The sequence below is a fragment of the Pseudomonas sp. TMW22090 genome (assembly GCF_022496665.1).
Classification (GTDB): domain Bacteria; phylum Pseudomonadota; class Gammaproteobacteria; order Pseudomonadales; family Pseudomonadaceae; genus Aquipseudomonas; species Aquipseudomonas gregormendelii.
The window spans coordinates 347330-364230 of record NZ_SCFH01000002.1 but is presented as its reverse complement, the minus strand read 5'-3'; the positions used below and the strand labels follow the sequence as shown (position 1 = coordinate 364230).

Sequence of the window (16901 nt, the reverse complement as noted above, 5' to 3'; positions counted from 1 at the left end):
AGAGTTGGGTACGTCCCAATCCTCGTAGGAGCTGGCAAGCGAGTTCTCACAGGTTTTGTGGTTGACCGCAGAGTTGGGTACGCCCCAACCCTTGTGGGAGCTGGCTTGCCAGCGATGCTTTTTAGTGCTTGAACATCACATGCCGCACCACGGTGTAGTCCTCCAGCCCATACATCGACATGTCCTTGCCATAGCCGGACAATTTCTGACCGCCATGGGGCATTTCGCTGACGAGCATGAAGTGCGTATTGACCCAGGTGCAGCCGTATTGCAGGCGCGCCGACAACCGATGCGCGCGGCCGACGTCGGCGGTCCACACTGACGACGCCAGGCCGTAGTCCGAGTCGTTGGCCCAGCCCAGCACCTGGGCCTCATCAGTAAACCTGGTCACCGACACCACCGGCCCGAACACCTCGCGGCGAACGATCTCGTCATCCTGCTGTGCGTCCGCCAGCACCGTCGGCTCGAAGAAGAAACCGTTGCCGTCCACCGCCTTGCCACCGGTGATCAGGCGGATGTGCGACTGCGCCACGGCACGTTCGACGAACCCGGCCACGCGGTCGCGGTGCTGCGCAGTGATCAGCGGGCCGAGCTCGGTGGCCGGATCGTCCTGCAGGCCGTACTTGATGCTGCTGACCGCGGCGCCGAGCTTCTCGACGAACTTCTCGTAGATCCCGGCCTGGGCGTAGATGCGGCAGGCCGCCGTGCAATCCTGGCCGGCGTTGTAGAAACCGAAGGTGCGAATGCCTTCCACGGCGGCGTCGATGTCGGCGTCGTCGAAGATGATCACCGGGGCCTTGCCGCCCAGTTCCATGTGCATGCGCTTGACGCTGTCGGCGGTGCTGGAAATGATGTTCGAGCCAGTGGCGATCGAGCCGGTCAGCGAGACCATGCGCACTTTCGGGTGGGTTACCAGCGGGCTACCCACCGTTGGACCGCGCCCGAACACCAGGTTGAGGACACCGGCGGGGAATATTTGCGACGCCAATTCGGCCAGGCGCAACGCGGTCAGCGGGGTTTGTTCCGACGGCTTGAGCACCACGGTATTACCGGCAGCGAGGGCCGGCGCGATTTTCCAGGCGACCATCATCAGCGGGTAGTTCCACGGCGCGATCGAGGCGATCACGCCCACCGGATCGCGGCGGATCATCGAGGTGTGGCCGGGCAGGTATTCACCGCCAGCCGAACCGCTCATGCAGCGACTGGCGCCGGCGAAGAAGCGAAACACGTCGGCAATTGCCGGGATTTCGTCATTCAGAGCGGCGCTGTAAGGCTTGCCGCAGTTGTCCGATTCCAGCTTGGCCAACTCTTCGCCGTGGGCCTCGATGACGTCGGCGAGCCTCAGCAGCAGCAGGGCGCGATCCTTCGGCGGGGTCTGTGACCAACCATCGAACGCCGCATCGGCGGCCCGCACGGCAGCATCGACCTGGGCTTCGCTGGCTTCGTTGATCTCCACCAGGACTCGGCCCAGTGACGGGTTGAACACGGCTTGGGCGGGGCCTTCGCCAGTGATCAACTGGCCGTTGATCAGGAGTTTGGTTTGCATGGCATTGTCCTCTCTGAAGCAATTCTTGTTTTCAAACCGGACCCTTGCAGGAGCGAGCTTGCTCGCGATGGACGTCAACGATGACGAGGGCTGCCTGAATGCACGCGGCGCCCTCAGGTTCATCGCGAGCAAGCTCGCTCCTACAGGGATTGTTGTGTCAGTCCTGGGACTATTTCCCGCCACTGCCCGCAACGCTTTCGCCGCCGCGAGTCAGGTAATAGGCGCCGAGGATCGGCAGCATGGTCACCATCATCACCAGCATCGCGACGACGTTGGTCACCGGCACATCCCGTGGGCGGCTGAGCTGGTTGAGCAGCCACAGCGGCAAGGTGCGTTCGTGGCCAGCGGTAAAGGTGGTCACGATGATTTCGTCGAACGACAGGGCAAACGCGAGCATGCCGCCAGCCAGCAATGCCGAGCCCAGGTTCGGCAGGACGATGTAGCGGAAGGTTTGCCAGCCATCGGCGCCGAGGTCCATCGAGGCTTCGATCAGGCTGTGGGAGGTACGGCGCAAGCGGGCGATGACGTTGTTGTAGACAATCACCACGCAGAAGGTCGCGTGGCCGACGATGATGGTGAACATTCCCGGCTCGATCCCCAGCGTCTTGAACGTCGCCAGCAAGGCAATCCCGGTGATGATTCCCGGCAATGCGATCGGCAGGATCAGCATCAGCGAGATGCCTTGCTTGCCGAAGAAATCCCGCCGGTACAGCGCTGCGGATGCCAGGGTGCCGAGCACCATCGCAATCAACGTCGCAATGGAGGCAATCTGCAGCGACAGCTTGATCGCTTCCAGCACGTCAGGGCGCGAGAACGCCACGCCGATCCACTTCAGGGTGAAGCCCTTGGGCGGAAAACTAAACGCCGCGTCTTCGGTGTTGAAGGCGTAGAGGAAGATGATCAGGATCGGGAAGTGCAGGAAAACCAACCCGCCCCAGGCTGCGATTCTCAAGCCTAATGAAGCTTTCTCCCCCTGCTTGTCTGAATTAGAGTGCATCGAAGGCCCCCAGGCGTTTGACGATAGACAGGTAAATGGCGATCAGCACGATCGGTACCAGGGTGAAGGCGGCGGCCATCGGCATGTTGCCGATCGCCCCTTGCTGGGCGTAGACCATGCTGCCGACGAAGTACCCAGGCGGCCCCACCAGCTGCGGCACGATGAAGTCGCCCAGGGTCAGGGAGAAGGTGAAGATCGAGCCGGCGGCAATGCCCGGGACCGACAACGGCAGAATCACCTGCATGAACGTCTGGCGCGGCTTGGCACCGAGGTCGGCGGAGGCTTGCAGCAGCGAAGGCGGCAGGCGTTCCAGAGAAGCCTGGATCGGCAGGATCATGAACGGCAGCCAGATGTAGACGAACACCATGAAGCGGCCCAGGTGCGAGGTCGACAAGGTGCTGCCGCCGACGCCGGGAATACCCAGCACGAACTGCAGCACCGGCTCCAGTCCCAGGTGCTGGACGAACCATTGCGCCACTCCGCCCTTGGCTAGCAACAGCGTCCAGGCGTAGGCCTTGACGATATAGCTGGCCCACATCGGCATCATCACCGCGATGTAGAAAAACGCCTTGGTCTTGCCCGTGGTGTAGCGCGCCATGTAATAGGCGATCGGGAAGGCCACGACGGCGCTGGCAATCGACACCACGATGGCCATGCCCAGGGTGCGCAGGATGATGTCGAAGTTCGACGGCTGGAACAGCGCAGCGAAGTTCGCCAGGGTGAGGTCGGGGGTGACCGCCATGGTGAAGTCGTCGAAGGTGTAGAAGCCTTGCCATAGCAGGGTCAGTAACGAGCCGAGGTAAATCGCGCCGAACCAGATCAGCGGCGGCACCAGCAACATCGACAGGTACAGGTTGGGTCGGCGGTACAGCAGGTTGGCAAACTTGCGCAACGGCGAGCCACCCGACGGGGTTTGGGAGATAGCCAAGGTGTTCATCTCACACCCCGCCGACTGCATGGTCTTGCAGCGGGATCATTGCTTCTCGGGCCCAGCGGGCGATGATTCGCTGGCCGGTCTGGTGTTGGGCGCTGGTGTCCAGCCATTGGTTGTTGGCCTGGCTGATATTCAGGGTCTGGCCGTTTTCCAGCTTCAGTTCGTAACGCGTGGCGCTGCCCTGATATTGAATGTCGTGGAGCAGGCCGCTGACTTCGATTTCGTGGCTGGCCAGCGGCCCTTCGGCGAAACGCACGTGTTCCGGGCGAATGGAAAATGGTTGTGGATGGCCGCTCAACTGTTGCGCCAGATCGCCGCGAATCACGTTCGAGGTGCCGACAAACTCGGCAACGAAAGTGGTCGCCGGCTTCATGTACAGGTTGCGCGGGGTGTCGACCTGTTCGATGCGTCCCTTATTGAACACCGCAACACGGTCGGACATCGACAGGGCTTCGGTCTGGTCATGGGTGACGAAGATGAACGTAATGCCGAGTTGGCGTTGCAGCTTCTTCAGCTCGCTTTGCATTTGCTCGCGTAACTTCAGGTCGAGGGCACCCAGGGGTTCGTCGAGCAGCAACACTCGAGGGCGATTGACCAAGGCGCGCGCCAGGGCCACGCGCTGGCGCTGACCGCCAGACAGTTGCACCGGCTTGCGTTCGCCATAGCCGCCGAGGGCGACCATGTCGAGGGCTTCTTCAGCACGTTTGAGGCGCTCGGCCTTGCCCACGCCTTTGACCTTGAGGCCGTAGGCGACGTTCTCGCGCACGTTCATGTGGGGGAACAGCGCGTAGTCCTGGAATACGGTGTTGACGTCACGTTGATACGGCGGCAGCCCGGCGGCTTCTTCGCCATGAATACGGATGGAGCCTGCGCTCGGTTGTTCGAAACCGGCGATCAGGCGTAGACAGGTGGTTTTGCCCGAGCCGGAAGGGCCCAGCATGGAGAAGAACTCGCCGTCCTGGATGTCGATGGAAACCCGGTCTACGGCTTTCACTTCGCCGAATAGACGGGAAACGTTGGTGAACTGGACTGCAAGCGTCATGGTGCGGTGCTCCGAAAAGGCGCGCTTTCTATAAAAATTGAATCGGTGGTGTTATCGAAAAGATCGTCCGAACGCGGCCCGAGCTTGCGGCAGCTCCTGCACGATTTGCAGAGGACGCAAGATTGGCGGTGCTGGAGGCTCGGGCCGCGATCGGATGATCTTTTGATCTCAAGAAGGCTTAACGACCGCCCATGATCGCAATGTAATCCTGGGTCCAGCGGCTGTACGGCACGAACTTGCCGCCTTCAGCCTGCGGGGTTTTCCAGAAAGCGATCTTCTCGAACTGGTCGAAACCGTTGGTCTTGCAACCTTCGGCGCCCAGCAGCTCGCTGCCCTGACAGGCGGCAGGTACGGCTGGCAGCGAACCGAACCAGGCGGCTACATCGCCCTGGACCTTCGGTTGCAGCGACCAGTCCATCCATTTGTAGGCGCAGTTGGGGTGCTTGGCTTCGGCATGCAACATGGTGGTGTCGGCCCAGCCCGTGGCGCCTTCTTGCGGGATGGTGGAGGCGATGGGCTGTTTTTCGTTCATCAGGCCGTTGACCTGATAGGGCCATGCACTGGACGCGACCACGCCTTCGTTCTTGAAGTCACTCATCTGCACGGTGGTGTCGTGCCAGTAGCGGTGGATCAATGGCTGCTGGGCGCGGAGCAGGTCGAGCACTGCCTTGTACTGGGTTTCGGTGAGTTCGTAGGGGCTCTGGATACCGAGTTCCGGCTTGGCGGTTTTCAGGTACAGCGCCGCATCGGCGATGTAGATCGGGCCGTCATAGGCCTGCACGCGACCCTTGTTCGGCTTGCCGTCCGGCAGGTTCTGCGCGTCGAACACCACGTTCCAGCTGGTAGGCGCTGTCTTGAATACGTTGGTGTTGTACATCAATACGTTCGGACCCCACTGATACGGGGTGCCGTAGGTCTGCTTGTTGACCACGTACCACGGCGCATCCTTGAGGCGCGGGTCGAGGCTTTTCCAGTTCGGGATCAGGTCGGTGTTGATTGGTTGCACGCGCTTGCCCACGATCAGGCGCAGCGACGCATCACCGGACGCCGTCACCAGGTCGTAACCGCCCTTGGCCATCAGGCTGACCATTTCATCGGAGGTTGCGGCGGTTTTCACATTGACCTTGCAGCCGGTTTCCTTCTCGAAACCGGTCACCCAGTCATAAGCCTTGTCGCTTTCGCCCCGTTCGATGTAGCCGGGCCAGGCCACGATATCCAGCTGGCCTTCGCCGGCACCCACGGCTTTCAGCGGTTCGGCGGCCTGGATGGAGGCACTGGCCAGCAACGCGGTGGTGATTGCACTGAGCAGTGCGGTCTTGTGCACGAACATGGGGTTTCCCTCTTCTTTAATTATGGTCGGGGCAGTTTTAACGGGGTCAAGCCAATGCCTTTACGGCTAATTGTTAGCGTAGTGCGCTTTTATAAATGCTGTCCGTGGCGGGCCATGATGTGCCGTACCACGCTGTAGTCCTGAAGCGAATCGCTGGACAGGTCCTTGCCGTAGCCCGAACGCTTCAGGCCGCCATGGGGCATTTCGCTAACCAGCATGAAATGACTGTTGATCCAGGTGCAGCCGTATTGCAGGCGTGCGGCGACCTGCATGGCCTTGTCGAGATTCTGCGTCCATACCGAAGAGGCGAGGCCGTATTCAGAGTCGTTGGCCCAATCCACCGCTTGTTCCAGCTCCTCGAAGCGGGTCACGGTCACGACCGGGCCGAATACCTCGCGCTGGACGATTTCATCGCTCTGTTTGCAGCCGGCCAGCAGGGTTGGCTGGTAATAGAAGCCGGCACCGGAATGCACGGCCGCGCCGGTGACGCGTTCGATATGCGGTTGGCCGAGGGCTCGTTCGACAAAACTGGCCACGCGATCACGTTGGCGGGTGCTGATCAGCGGCCCAATCTCGTTATCGGCATCGCGCTTGCCGGCGAAGCGCAGGCTGCTGACGGCGGCGCCGAGTTCGGCCACCAGGCGGTCGTGAATGCCGGCCTGTGCATAGATCCGGCAAGCTGCGGTGCAATCCTGCCCGGCGTTGTAGTAGCCATAGGTGCGCACACCTTCGACCACGGCCTGGATATCAGCGTCGTTGCAGACGATCACCGGTGCCTTGCCGCCGAGTTCCAGGTGTGTGCGTTTCAGGGTTTTCGAAGCGGCCTGGAGTATTTTCTGCCCGGTGACGATATCGCCGGTCAGCGACACCATACGCACTTTGGGGTGGCTGACCAGGTGACTGCCAACGCCTTCGCCCCCACCGCACACGATGTTGATCACGCCGCGCGGCAGGATCTCGGCCAGGGCCGGGGCCAGGGCCAGGATCGACAGCGGCGTGTGTTCGGAAGGCTTGAATACCAGGGTATTGCCGGCGGCGAGGGCCGGGGCGATTTTCCACGCGGCCATCATGATCGGGTAGTTCCAGGGCGCAATCGACGCCACGACGCCGATCGGGTCGCGTCGCACCATGCTGGTGTAGCCCGGCAGGTATTCGCCGCTGAGTTGGCCGGTCTGACAACGCACGGCGCCAGCGAAGAAGCGGAACACATCAACCGTCGCGCTGAGGTCATCCTGGCGGGCCAGGTGCAGTGGCTTGCCGCAGTTCAGCGATTCCAGGCGGGCCAGCAGGTCGGCGTTTTTTTCGATGGCGTTGGCGATATCCAGGAGCAGCACGGAGCGCTGCTGGGGGGTGGTACGCGACCAGCTGCCAAAGGCGCGATGGGCCGCAAGGATGGCGGCTTCGACCTGTTCGGTGCTGGCTTCGGCAATGTGGGTCAGCACTTCGCCGGTAGCCGGGTTGAGAATCGGCTCGACAAAGCCTTCGCCCGCGACCAGTTCGCCGTCGATCATTAACGCGGTGAAGATCGGAGTCTGCGCGCCAGCCATTTTTCGGGTTCTCTTTTCTTGTGTGGCCATGGTGCTCCCAGCGACTGGGGCCCGGCCGTCTTATATAGATGTAACAAGACTAGTCTGAGGCCCCGAGGTCGACAAATACTAAATACTGAAGGTGGCGTTCGATTAAATAGATGGCTTGCGCCCGCCGTGGGGTTGTTCGCGGGCTACAGTCAGAAACGGGTCGACCAATGGAGGGCGGGCCGTACCGCGCCGCCAGGCCAGGCCGACGTCCAGGGTCTGGCTGAGATCGGCGATGGGACGGGCTTCAATGATGTCGCCCTCCAGCGACCATGGGCGATAAGTCATGTCCGGCTGGATCGAAACCCCCAATCCGGCGGCGACCAGGCTACGCACCGCCTCGGTCGAGGCGGTTTTCAGGGTGATCCGCGGTTGCAGGCCGGCGCTGCACCACAGGCGCTGAGCGTTACGGTCCATTTCGTCAACGTTGAGCTGGATCAGCGGCTCGCGCGCGACGTCGGCCAGATTGATGCTGTCGTGTTCCAGCAGTGGATGCTGGGCCGGTAACCACAGGCGGTGGGGCGAATGGGTCAGGACCTCGGTCTGCAAGGCGTGGCGATCCTCAAGGTTGGAGAGAATCAAAACGCCGACATCAATCTCGCCGCTGACCAGCAGATGCTCGATATAGGGCCGCTCGTCTTCCATCACGCGCAGTTCCACGTTGGGGTAGGCGCGCTGGAATCGAGTGAGCAAATCAGCCAGGTAGTAACCGGCGACGAGGCTGGTCACGCCAATGATCAACTGCCCGGCGACCTGGTCGGTGCTCTGTTGCAGGCTGCGCTTGGCGTTGTCCACGGTTGCCAGGATCAAGTGCGCCTGGCGCAGGAACTGGTGCCCCTGATGGGTCAGCGTCATCCCCTTGGCATGGCGGTTGAATAGCCCGACGCCAATCTCCTGTTCCAGTTGCTGGATGGCCAGGGTCAGCGTTGACTGGGAAATGAACGCAGTTTGCGCGGCGGCCGAGATCGAGCCGGTTTCGGCCACTGCAATGAAATGACGGATCTGACGCAAGGTCATCATGAAGAATTACCCGGTGGGCGTTATTTTTAGATGAGCTGGAGTGTATATCTTTTTTTCTGATGCTCAGCAGGACGGTCTGTGGCAGCACGCAACATTCCGAAGCACTCTCTCTGGCGGTCTTCGGGCACTTTCGCTCTAGGCTGATGGCCTTATTTGTCCATAGACCGAATGTTTGGAGGCACACATGATTACCCGTGGCTTACTCGATCAACTGCTCAAGTCCGGGCAGGACCTGCTGCAAAACAAGGCCGGAGGTTCCCACAACAAATCATCCAGCGGCGGGCTGGGCGGTTTGCTCGGTGGTTCCGGTAAGTCATCCGGCCTCGGTGGGCTGCTGTCCGGCGCCGGTGGTGGCGCTTTGGCAGCGGGCGCCATGGGACTGTTGATGGGGAACAAGAAGGTGCGCAAGGTTGGCGGCAAGGTGGCCATCTACGGCGGCCTCGCGGCGCTCGGTGTTATTGCCTACAAGGCTTATGGCAACTGGCAGGCGCAGCAGGGCACGGCACCGAAGCAGGAACCGCAAACCGTGGACCGGGTGCCGCCCGCCCAGGTTGAGGAACACAGCCAGGCGATCCTCAAGGCGCTGGTGGCGGCGGCCAAGGCGGATGGTCATGTCGATGAGCGCGAACGTGAGCTGATCGAAGGCGAATTCATTAAGCTCGACAACGATCAGGAATTGCAGCACTGGTTGCACGCCGAGCTCAACAAGCCGCTGGACCCCGCAGACGTTGCCCGCGCCGCCAGCACCCCGGAGATGGCGGCCGAGATGTACATCGCCAGCGTGATGCTCGTGGATGAGGAAAGCTATATGGAGAAATCCTACCTGGAAGAGCTGGCGCGCCAGCTCAAACTCGAGCCGGGTTTGAAGCTTGAACTGGAGAAACAGGTGCGCCAGGCTGTCGTGTAGGGGCTGGCTCGCTGGCGTGGTCATTTGCAGCCACGCCGCCTTCCTCATTCATAGGGATGAGAACTGGTCTGCATCTGTCTTATAAATGAAACAGCGCCCTCAGCTATACTCGGCAGCATTTGATATGGCCCCGAGGAATGAATGTGAAGAACTGGACGTTGCGCCAACGCATTTTGGCGAGCTTTGCGGTAATCATCGCCATCATGCTGCTGATGGTCATCGTCTCCTATTCCCGTCTGCTCAAGATCGAGGAAAGTGAGGCCAGCGTTCGTGAAGATGCGTTGCCCGGGGTGTATTACAGCTCGATGATCCGCGGCGCCTGGTCCGACAGTTACCTGCAGATCCAGCACATGCTCGGACTCAAGGAGGGGCAGGGTGTCAGTGCTGCGGACGAAGCCGAGTTCAATGCCTTCGAAGCCCGTTTGCTGGAGCAGATGAGCAACTACCGCGGCACTGTCACCACGGATGAGGACAAGGTCGAGTTCGCCACCTTCGAAAAACTGCACCAGGACTACAAGAACACCCTGGCTGCGGTGCTCGACTTGCACAAGCGCAATCAGGAAGTCGAAGCGATCCGCATGTTCGACGAGCAATTGACCCCGGCCTGGAAAGCCGGGCGGGTCAAGCTCAATGACATCATTCGCCAGAACAAGGCCGTGGCCGACCAGGACATCATTGCCATCGATAACGCGGTACTCACGGCCAAGATCATCATGGGCATCTCCCTGCTGATCGCGGTGCTGGCCGCCGGCCTGTGCGGCCTGCTGTTGATGCGCGCCATCATGGCGCCGATGAACCGCATCGTGAACATCCTCGAAATCATGCGCACCGGTGACCTCAGCGGCCGTCTCAACCTGGATCGCAAGGATGAGTTTGGCGCCGTCGAAACCGGCTTCAACGACATGATGACCGAACTCACTGCGCTGGTGTCGCAAGCCCAGCGCTCGTCGGTACAGGTGACGACTTCGGTGACCGAGATCGCCGCCACGTCCAAGCAGCAGCAGGCCACGGCCACCGAAACAGCGGCCACCACCACCGAGATCGGCGCGACTTCCCGGGAAATCGCCGCGACCTCGCGGGACCTGGTGCGCACCATGATTGAAGTCTCCTCCGCCGCCGACCAGGCCTCGGTGGCGGCGGGTTCTGGCCAGCAAGGCCTGGCGCGCATGGAAGACACCATGCATTCGGTGATGGGGGCTGCCGACCTGGTCAACGCCAAGCTGGCGATCCTCAATGAGAAAGCCGGCAACATCAATCAGGTGGTGGTGACCATCGTCAAGGTGGCCGACCAGACCAACCTGCTGTCGCTCAACGCCGCCATCGAAGCGGAAAAAGCCGGGGAATACGGCCGCGGGTTTGCCGTGGTTGCCACCGAAGTCCGGCGCCTGGCGGACCAGACTGCCGTGGCCACTTACGACATCGAGCAAATGGTGCGCGAGATCCAGTCGGCGGTGTCGGCGGGTGTCATGGGCATGGACAAGTTCTCCGAGGAAGTGCGCCGCGGCATGTCCGAGGTGCAGCAGGTCGGCGAACAGCTGTCGCAGATCATCCATCAGGTCCAGGCGCTGGCGCCTCGGGTGCTGATGGTCAACGAAGGCATGCAGGCTCAGGCCACCGGCGCGGAGCAGATCAACCATGCGCTGGTACAGCTGGGTGATGCCAGCAGCCAGACAGTCGAGTCTCTGCGCCAGGCCAGTTTCGCCATTGACGAACTGAGCCAGGTGGCTGTGGGCTTGCGTGGCGGCGTATCGCGATTCAAAGTCTGATGAGCGAACTCGCAGGCAGACGCGCCGCCGTGGCGCCGGCAAAGCAGTCCTTGTTTCTGGTGTTTCGCATCGGCGACGAGCGCTATGCCTTACAAGCGATCGACGTGGCGGAAGTACTGCCGCGCGTGCCGCTAAAGCCAATTGCCAAGGCGCCGGCCTGGGTGGCCGGGGTGTTTGCCTATCGTGGCGCGGTCGTGCCGGTGATCGATCTCAGCGCGCTGACCTTCGGCCGACCGGCACAGGCACGTACCAGTACGCGGCTGGTGCTGGTGCACTACCGTGCTGATGAGACCGCGCCGGCGCAACTGCTCGGGCTGATCCTCGAGCAGGCCACCGACACCCTGCGCTGCCATCCTTCGCAGTTCCAGCCATATGGGCTGGACAATCGCCAGGCGCCGTACCTCGGGCCTGTGCGCGAAGATGCCCAGGGTTTGCTGCAATGGATACGGATCGCCGACCTGCTGGACGACTCGGTGCGCGCGCTGCTGTTTCCGGCCCAGCCTCTGGACCCGGCGCTGCTTGAGGAGCGGTCATGAGCAGCGATCAGCGGTTTTTCGACTTCCTCAAGGAACGCATCGGCCTCGACGTGACATCGGTGGGGCCAGCCATCATCGAGCGCGCCGTGCGCCAACGCAGCACCGCCAATCATGCGCTGACCGCCGACGACTACTGGCACCGCCTTCAGGGCTCGCGGGACGAGCAGCAGGCGCTGATCGAAGCCGTGATCGTGCCTGAGACCTGGTTCTTCCGTTACCCGGAATCCTTTGCCACCCTGGCGAAGCTGGCGGCCACTCGCCTGGCGCAGATCAACAACCTGCGCGCCCTGCGGATTCTCAGCCTGCCTTGCTCAACTGGCGAGGAGCCGTACTCGATTGCCATGGCGCTGCTCGACGCCGGCCTCAAGCCGCATCAGTTCAAGGTCGAGGGCATGGATGTCAGCCCACTGTCAGTGGAGAAAGCCCGGCGCGCGGTGTATGGCAAGAATTCGTTTCGCGGCCAGGACATCGAGTTTCGCGAGCGCTATTTCACCGCTGAAAACGAGGGCTATCGCCTTGACGAGCGAGTCCTGGACCAGGTTCGGCTGCAGGTCGGCAATCTGCTCGATCCGACCCTGCTGGCCAACGAGCCTGCCTACGATTTCGTGTTCTGCCGCAACCTGCTGATCTATTTCGACCTGCCGACCCAGCAGCAGGTCTTCGAAGTGCTCAAACGCCTGACCCACGTCGACGGCGTGCTGTTCATCGGCCCCGCCGAAGGCAGTCTGCTGGGACGTTTTGGTATGCGCTCGATCGGCATCCCGCAGTCTTTTGCGTTCAGTCGCCAGGCGGCGCCCGAGCCGGTTACGGCTTTCCTGCCAACCGTCCTGCCAATCCCGCAGCCCCAGCCCCAGCCGGTGCGCCCCATGGCGCCAGCGCGTCCCCGACCCTTTGCAGCCGTGGCTCCCGCGCCGCGGGCGGTAAAAACACCGCCGTCGGACGCCGCCGCGTTGTTGGTGAACATCGCCGCGCTGGCCAACGAGGGCAAAAGCGCCGAGGCCCGCGCTGCATGCGAGAGTTACCTGCGCAGCCACGAACCGGTGGCGCAGGTGTTCTACTGGCTGGGCTTGCTCAGTGACATAGCCGGCAGCGCCCTGGAGGCCCAAGGCTTCTATCGCAAGGCGTTGTACCTTGAACCGCAACATCCCGACGCGTTGATGCACCTGGCGGCCTTACTGCAATCCCAGGGCGACACGGCGGGTGCCAAACGATTGCAGGACCGCGCCGCGCGCAGCGAGCGCGCCGCTGACAGTGAGCGTAAACGATGAACGCCTCCGACACCTTGAGCGTCACTCATGCAGATGCCCAGGCCATCGACGACTGCTGGAACCGCATCGGGGTCCACGGTGACAAGTCCTGCCCGCTGCTGGGCGAGCATATACATTGCCGCAATTGTGCGGTGTATTCCGCTGCCGCTACGCGCTTGCTCGACCGTTACGCGCTGCAGCAGGAGGATCGCGGACAGGTTTCCAGCAGCGTCGAGAGCGACGTCAAAACACGTTCGCTGCTGATGTTTCGCCTCGGCGAAGAATGGCTGGGGCTGGCCACTCGCACTCTGGTGGAGGTGGCTCCGTTGCAGGCAATTCACTCATTGCCGCATCAGCGTTCCCGGGCTTTGCTGGGCGTGGCGAATGTACGCGGCGCGCTGGTGGCGTGCCTGTCGCTGGTGGAGTTGCTCGGGCTCGACGCTGCCGCTGTTGCTGTCCCCGGCGCGCGCACCATGCCGCGCATGTTGATCATCGCCGCGCACGGTGGGCCGGTGGTGGTGCAGGTGGACGAAGTGGACGGCATCCATGCCATCGACGAGCGGGTCCTGGAAGCGGCGTCCCGTTCCGGCACCCAGGCCAGCAGCAAATACACCCATGGCGTCTTGCAGTTCAAGGGCCGCAGCCTGCGTTGGCTGGATGAAGAACAATTGCTGTCTGCGGTGACCCGGAGCCTGACATGACCCCCGAACAGATGCGCGATGCCTCGCTGCTGGAACTGTTCAGCCTGGAGGCCGAAGCCCAGACCCAGGTACTCAGCACTGGGCTGCTGGCACTTGAACGCGACCCGACCCAGGCCGATCACCTGGAGTCGTGCATGCGCGCCGCCCACTCGCTCAAGGGCGCGGCGCGGATCGTCGGCGTTGATGCCGGGGTCAGCGTGGCGCACGTGATGGAAGACTGCCTGGTCAGCGCCCAGGAAGGCCGCCTGTACTTGCGCCCCGAGCACATCGACGCCTTGCTGCAAGGCACTGACCTGTTGATGCGCATCGCCACGCCCGATAACGCACCGGGCATTACGGACATTGAAGCTTATGTCGCACTGATGGGGCTGTTGCTCGATCCCATGGCGCTCGCGGCCCCGATCAGTACGCCCATTGCGCCGTTCATGGCCGAGCCGGAACCCGTAGCGCTGGCGCCGGTGATCGAGGTGCCGGTTCCGGTGATCGAGCCACTGCCTGTTGCTCCCGCTGACCCCCCGGTGAAAAACCGCCGCACCACCGATACTGGCGAGCGGGTCCTGCGGGTCACGGCGGAACGCTTGAACAGCCTGCTCGACCTGTCGAGCAAGTCCCTGGTGGAAACCCTGCGCCTGAAGCCGCACCTGGCCACCATGCAACGCCTCAAGCGCGTGCAGGGCAACGGCTTGCGCGCCCTGGAAAATCTCAATGCGCTTCTCAAGGATCAGACCTTGAGCCTGGAAGCCCAGGAAGCCCTCGACGATGCTCGCCGGCTCCTGGCCGAATCCCAGCAACTGCTGGTGGAGAAAAACGCCGAACTGGACGAGTTTGCCTGGCAGGCCAGCCAGCGCGCCCAGGTGTTGTACGACACCGCGCTGGCCTGTCGCATGCGCCCGTTCGCTGATGTACTGGCCGGACAGGCGCGGATGGTCCGCGACCTTGGCCGCAGCCTGGGTAAACAGGTGCGTCTGGAGATCGAAGGGGAGAAGACCCAGGTCGACCGTGATGTGCTGGAAAAGCTCGAAGCGCCGCTGACGCACCTGTTGCGCAACGCTGTGGACCATGGCATCGAAACCCCCGAGCAGCGCGTGCTGGCGGGTAAGCCCGCTGAAGGTTTGATCCGCCTGCGCGCCTCCCACCAGGCCGGCCTGCTGGTGCTGGAACTCAGCGATGACGGTAACGGCGTCGACCTGGAGAAAGTCCGGCGCAGCATCATCGAGCGCCATCTGTCCCCGGCCGAGACCGCCGCGCAGTTGAGCGAAGAGGAGCTGCTGACGTTCCTGTTCCTGCCGGGCTTCAGCCTGCGCGACAAGGTTACCGAAGTCTCCGGTCGCGGTGTCGGGCTGGACGCGGTGCAGCACATGGTCCGCCAGTTACACGGCGCGGTGGTGCTGGAGCAGACGGCGGGCGAGGGCAGTCACTTCCATCTTGAAGTGCCGCTGACGTTGTCCGTGGTGCGTAGCCTGGTGGTGGAAGTCGGTGACGAGGCGTATGCCTTTCCGCTGGCGCACATCGAGCGCATGTGCGACCTCGAACCCGCGGATATCGTCCAGGTCGAGGGTCGCCAGCACTTCTGGTACGAAGGCCGGCACGTCGGCCTGGTGGCGGCCAGCCAACTGTTGCAGCGCCCGGCCAGCCAGGGCCGCCAGGAGACGCTAAAGGTCGTTGTGATCCGTGAGCGCGAAGCCATTTATGGGGTGGCCGTGGAGCGGTTCATCGGCGAGCGGACGCTGGTAGTCTTGCCGCTGGATGAACGCTTGGGAAAAGTGCAGGATATTTCCGCCGGAGCCCTGCTCGATGACGGTTCGGTAGTACTGATCGTCGACGTCGAAGACATGCTGCGATCCGTGGACAAACTGCTCAATACCGGGCGCCTGGAGCGGATCGCGCGCCAGGGTAATCAGGTCGTGGAGGCTGCTCGCAAGCGTATCCTGGTGGTCGACGACTCCCTGACCGTGCGCGAATTGCAGCGCAAGTTGTTGCTCAATCGTGGTTACGATGTCGCCGTCGCGGTCGATGGCATGGATGGCTGGAATGCCCTGCGCTCGGAGGATTTCGATCTGCTGATTACTGACATTGACATGCCGCGCATGGACGGCATCGAGCTGGTGTCTTTGTTGCGGCGCGACAACCGCCTGCAATCGCTGCCGGTGATGGTGGTTTCCTACAAGGATCGCGAAGAGGATCGCCGACGTGGACTGGACGCTGGCGCCGACTATTATCTAGCCAAAGCCAGTTTTCATGACGATGCCCTGCTTGATGCAGTGGTTGAGCTCATCGGAGGAGCACGGGCATGAAAATCGCAATCGTCAACGACATGCCCATGGCGGTAGAGGCCCTGCGCCGCGCCGTGGCCTTCGATCCGGCGCACCAGGTGATCTGGGTCGCCGGCAATGGCGCCGAGGCCGTGCAGCGCTGTGCCGAGCAGACGCCGGACCTGATCCTGATGGACCTGATCATGCCGGTCATGGATGGCGTTGAGGCCACTCGCCGGATCATGGCCGAGACTCCCTGCGCCATCGTGATCGTCACCGTCGACCGCCAGCAGAATGTGCATCGGGTGTTCGAGGCCATGGGGCACGGCGCGCTTGACGTCGTCGACACCCCGGCGCTCGGGGCCGGCAACGCCCAGGAGGCCGCTGCGCCTTTGCTGCGCAAGATCATGAACATCGGCTGGCTGATTGGCGACAAGGGCAACCGCGAGCGCCCGGCCCCCAACACGTTGCGCACCTCCGGGTCGCGCCAGCGGCTGATCGCCATAGGTTCTTCCGCTGGCGGGCCCGCGGCGCTGGAAGTCCTGCTCAAGGGCCTGCCGCGGGATTTTTCGGCGGCCATCGTGCTGGTCCAGCATGTCGACCAGGTGTTCGCCGCCGGTATGGCCGAGTGGCTCAGCAGTGCCAGCGGCCTCAACGTGCGCCTGGCCCAGGAAGGCGAGCCACCGCAAAGCGGCACAGTGCTGTTGGCCGGCACCAACCATCATATTCGCTTGTTGAAGAACGGCACCCTGGCGTATACCGCCGAACCGGTCAACGAGATCTATCGGCCCTCGATCGATGTGTTTTTCGAAAGCGTGGCCAGTTACTGGAATGGCGATGCGGTCGGGGTTTTGCTTACAGGCATGGGGCGCGATGGCGCACAGGGGCTTAAACTCATGCGTCAGCAGGGCTACCTGACGATTGCGCAGGACCAGCAAAGCAGTGCGGTGTACGGCATGCCCAAGGCGGCTGCGGCCATCGACGCGGCGGTGGAAATCCGTTCGCTGGAAAAGATAGCGCCCCGATTGCTGGAGATTTTCACCAAATGA

At 62.4% G+C, this 16901-nt stretch carries 14 protein-coding genes; 7 read left to right on the top strand and 7 right to left on the bottom strand.

The features are described 5' to 3' along the window. Positions 1-121: 121 nt before the first annotated feature. The 7 genes from EQV97_RS07735 to EQV97_RS07705 all read right to left on the bottom strand — a co-directional run bounded on the left by EQV97_RS07735 (position 122) and on the right by EQV97_RS07705 (position 8443). Complete coding sequence (locus EQV97_RS07735; protein WP_240888779.1) at positions 122-1546, bottom strand: gamma-aminobutyraldehyde dehydrogenase; 1425 nt, start codon at positions 1544-1546, stop codon at positions 122-124. 169 nt (positions 1547-1715) lie between these two features. Then, positions 1716-2543: an ABC transporter permease gene (locus tag EQV97_RS07730; RefSeq protein WP_122837651.1), complete on the bottom strand. Its 828-nt coding sequence runs from the start codon at positions 2541-2543 to the stop codon at positions 1716-1718. Beyond that, the gene (locus EQV97_RS07725; RefSeq protein ID WP_122837652.1) at positions 2533-3480 is read right to left on the bottom strand and encodes an ABC transporter permease; all 948 of its coding nucleotides are present in this window, start codon (positions 3478-3480) and stop codon (positions 2533-2535) included. Before EQV97_RS07725 ends, EQV97_RS07730 begins: the two co-directional genes overlap by 11 nt. 1 nt (position 3481) lies before the next feature. Next, the gene (locus EQV97_RS07720; RefSeq protein ID WP_122837653.1) at positions 3482-4519 is read right to left on the bottom strand and encodes an ABC transporter ATP-binding protein; all 1038 of its coding nucleotides are present in this window, start codon (positions 4517-4519) and stop codon (positions 3482-3484) included. 178 nt (positions 4520-4697) lie between these two features. After that, on the bottom strand, positions 4698-5849 hold the full coding sequence (ydcS, locus tag EQV97_RS07715; protein WP_045060779.1) for a putative ABC transporter substrate-binding protein YdcS: 1152 nt from the start codon (positions 5847-5849) through the stop codon (positions 4698-4700). A gap of 89 nt (positions 5850-5938) precedes the next feature. Beyond that, positions 5939-7396, bottom strand: a complete 1458-nt coding sequence (locus EQV97_RS07710; protein ID WP_240888778.1) for a gamma-aminobutyraldehyde dehydrogenase — start codon at positions 7394-7396, stop codon at positions 5939-5941. Between the two features lie 132 nt (positions 7397-7528). After that, positions 7529-8443 carry a LysR family transcriptional regulator gene (locus tag EQV97_RS07705; RefSeq protein WP_045060777.1) on the bottom strand — a complete coding sequence of 305 codons (915 nt, stop codon included), beginning with the start codon at positions 8441-8443 and terminating at the stop codon, positions 7529-7531. 184 nt (positions 8444-8627) lie between these two features. On the opposite strand from EQV97_RS07705, the gene EQV97_RS07700 reads away from it, so the two are divergent. The 7 genes from EQV97_RS07700 to EQV97_RS07670 all read left to right on the top strand — a co-directional run bounded on the left by EQV97_RS07700 (position 8628) and on the right by EQV97_RS07670 (position 16901). Further along, complete coding sequence (locus EQV97_RS07700) at positions 8628-9350, top strand: tellurite resistance TerB family protein (RefSeq protein ID WP_122837655.1); 723 nt, start codon at positions 8628-8630, stop codon at positions 9348-9350. Positions 9351-9493: 143 nt separating this feature from the next. Beyond that, positions 9494-11116, top strand: coding sequence for a methyl-accepting chemotaxis protein (locus tag EQV97_RS07695; protein ID WP_240888777.1), 1623 nt, complete (start codon positions 9494-9496; stop codon positions 11114-11116). Next, positions 11116-11652: a chemotaxis protein CheW gene (locus EQV97_RS07690; RefSeq protein WP_225570191.1), complete on the top strand. Its 537-nt coding sequence runs from the start codon at positions 11116-11118 to the stop codon at positions 11650-11652. Before EQV97_RS07695 ends, EQV97_RS07690 begins: the two co-directional genes overlap by 1 nt. Continuing rightward, on the top strand, positions 11649-12920 hold the full coding sequence (locus tag EQV97_RS07685; protein WP_122837657.1) for a CheR family methyltransferase: 1272 nt from the start codon (positions 11649-11651) through the stop codon (positions 12918-12920). Before EQV97_RS07690 ends, EQV97_RS07685 begins: the two co-directional genes overlap by 4 nt. After that, entirely contained in the window at positions 12917-13600 is a 684-nt protein-coding gene (locus EQV97_RS07680; RefSeq protein WP_122837658.1) for a chemotaxis protein CheW, read from the top strand. The genes EQV97_RS07685 and EQV97_RS07680 overlap by 4 nt, the downstream gene beginning before the upstream one ends. Further along, positions 13597-15894, top strand: a complete 2298-nt coding sequence (locus tag EQV97_RS07675) for a hybrid sensor histidine kinase/response regulator (protein ID WP_240888776.1) — start codon at positions 13597-13599, stop codon at positions 15892-15894. Before EQV97_RS07680 ends, EQV97_RS07675 begins: the two co-directional genes overlap by 4 nt. Beyond that, positions 15891-16901: a chemotaxis response regulator protein-glutamate methylesterase gene (locus EQV97_RS07670; protein ID WP_122837660.1), complete on the top strand. Its 1011-nt coding sequence runs from the start codon at positions 15891-15893 to the stop codon at positions 16899-16901. Before EQV97_RS07675 ends, EQV97_RS07670 begins: the two co-directional genes overlap by 4 nt.

Bases quoted from the DNA above. Each gene is read 5' to 3' on its own strand.
- EQV97_RS07735 (WP_240888779.1), bottom strand. From the start codon at position 1,546: ATGCAAACCAAACTCCTGATCAACGGCCAGTTGATCACTGGCGAAGGC.
- EQV97_RS07730 (WP_122837651.1), bottom strand. From the start codon at position 2,543: ATGCACTCTAATTCAGACAAGCAGGGGGAGAAAGCTTCATTAGGCTTG.
- EQV97_RS07725 (WP_122837652.1), bottom strand. From the start codon at position 3,480: ATGAACACCTTGGCTATCTCCCAAACCCCGTCGGGTGGCTCGCCGTTG.
- EQV97_RS07720 (WP_122837653.1), bottom strand. From the start codon at position 4,519: ATGACGCTTGCAGTCCAGTTCACCAACGTTTCCCGTCTATTCGGCGAA.
- ydcS (WP_045060779.1), bottom strand. From the start codon at position 5,849: ATGTTCGTGCACAAGACCGCACTGCTCAGTGCAATCACCACCGCGTTG.
- EQV97_RS07710 (WP_240888778.1), bottom strand. From the start codon at position 7,396: ATGGCTGGCGCGCAGACTCCGATCTTCACCGCGTTAATGATCGACGGC.
- EQV97_RS07705 (WP_045060777.1), bottom strand. From the start codon at position 8,443: ATGATGACCTTGCGTCAGATCCGTCATTTCATTGCAGTGGCCGAAACC.
- EQV97_RS07700 (WP_122837655.1), top strand. From the start codon at position 8,628: ATGATTACCCGTGGCTTACTCGATCAACTGCTCAAGTCCGGGCAGGAC.
- EQV97_RS07690 (WP_225570191.1), top strand. From the start codon at position 11,116: ATGAGCGAACTCGCAGGCAGACGCGCCGCCGTGGCGCCGGCAAAGCAG.
- EQV97_RS07685 (WP_122837657.1), top strand. From the start codon at position 11,649: ATGAGCAGCGATCAGCGGTTTTTCGACTTCCTCAAGGAACGCATCGGC.
- EQV97_RS07680 (WP_122837658.1), top strand. From the start codon at position 12,917: ATGAACGCCTCCGACACCTTGAGCGTCACTCATGCAGATGCCCAGGCC.
- EQV97_RS07675 (WP_240888776.1), top strand. From the start codon at position 13,597: ATGACCCCCGAACAGATGCGCGATGCCTCGCTGCTGGAACTGTTCAGC.
- EQV97_RS07670 (WP_122837660.1), top strand. From the start codon at position 15,891: ATGAAAATCGCAATCGTCAACGACATGCCCATGGCGGTAGAGGCCCTG.